The sequence below is a fragment of the Aeromonas sp. sif2416 genome, from assembly GCF_019218665.1.
GTDB classification, from domain to species: Bacteria; Pseudomonadota; Gammaproteobacteria; order Enterobacterales; family Aeromonadaceae; genus Aeromonas; species Aeromonas encheleia.
The window spans coordinates 1-1,025 of record NZ_JAHUXC010000025.1; the positions used below are offsets into that span (position 1 = coordinate 1).

Here is a 1,025-nt window from a genome sequence, read left to right on the forward strand (position 1 = left end):
GGCAGCGCCAGATAGACCTTCTGGTTCGCCACCGAGGCGTCGGTGATCTCGAGGGGAGTCGGCAGCACATCGTCGTTCGGAATATTGAAGACGGTGCCATCGGGCAGGATGCCGGTGGCCCCCACCAGGGCGATGCGGCCGAACCCCAGGTAATCCTCGTTGATGACGAGCGTCTGCAGCCCGTAGAAATAGTCGCTGAGCGCACTCAGGCGAGCGTGCAGCGCGTACTCCGAATGTCTTTGTTGTTGCTGGAAGTGCTGGGGCTTGATGAACAGCCCCTCACGCCAGATAACCCGATTTCGACTCGACATGGTTATTCTTCTTCTTGTTGCAGCTCTACTTCATCCAGACGCAGATGAACCAGAATTTGATAGGCTCGGCCCAGGCTCTTGACCTTGATGACCTTGCGCCACTCGGCGCTGTCCGGATCGGCATAGCGGGCGATCACCCCGATGTAGCGGGTCTTCTCGTCGAGCTTGATGGGGGGCAGGTACTTGAACTGGCCCGGCAGCAGGGTGTAGTCCTGATGATCCAGGTAGTTCTTGCCAAGGGCCTTCTCCACGTCCTCGGTCACCTGGTCGTAATCGGTGGCAAGCAGCTTGGAATCCTCGGCCAGCAGCAGCACCTGGAACTCGATTGGTGCCGCCTCCCCGCTGCCGTTGGGATTGACGTCCGGCTCGGCCAGCAGGCTCAGCCCCAGAGTCGAGGGTTGATCGTCATTGCTGCCCACCTGGATATCCGGATCCATGGCCACATCAGCCATCTTGCCCATGGTGGTACAAGCTGCCAGGGCCAACAGACAGGCCCCCAGCATCAGCGCACGTATCATCAAATCAGTCCCTGTTGCTGACGCACGGCCTGGTCGTATGCCTGGGCATAGACCTGATGGAACAGCTTGTCGAACCCTTGCTGGCGGGCAGAGGTGAGCTCGCGGTAGTAGTGCTGGTACATGTTCCAGGCCCAGCCCTCGTCGGCCATGCCCGGGGTACCGGTGCGGCGGTAGTGCTCGAAGCGGCCGAGCAGCG

At 60.8% G+C, this 1,025-nt stretch carries 3 protein-coding genes; all 3 read right to left on the reverse strand.

Annotated features, from left to right (window positions below):
• The coding region (gene tssK, locus KW821_RS21335) for a type VI secretion system baseplate subunit TssK (RefSeq protein ID WP_218292848.1) at positions 1 to 311 on the reverse strand (311 nt) is incomplete at its 3' end.
• A gap of 2 nt (positions 312 to 313) precedes the next feature.
• The gene (gene tssJ, locus KW821_RS21340; RefSeq protein ID WP_163156594.1) at positions 314 to 829 is read right to left on the reverse strand and encodes a type VI secretion system lipoprotein TssJ; all 516 of its coding nucleotides are present in this window, start codon (positions 827 to 829) and stop codon (positions 314 to 316) included.
• Positions 829 to 1,025, reverse strand: a 197-nt coding sequence (locus tag KW821_RS21345) for a type VI secretion system-associated FHA domain protein (protein ID WP_371317621.1), incomplete at its 5' end; no start/stop codon positions are given. The genes KW821_RS21345 and tssJ, both read right to left, overlap by 1 nt.

What these genes read in the sequence shown, in the direction of transcription:
- tssJ (WP_163156594.1), bottom strand. Translation starts at nt 829, where the DNA reads ATGATACGTGCGCTGATGCTGGGGGCCTGTCTGTTGGCCCTGGCAGCT.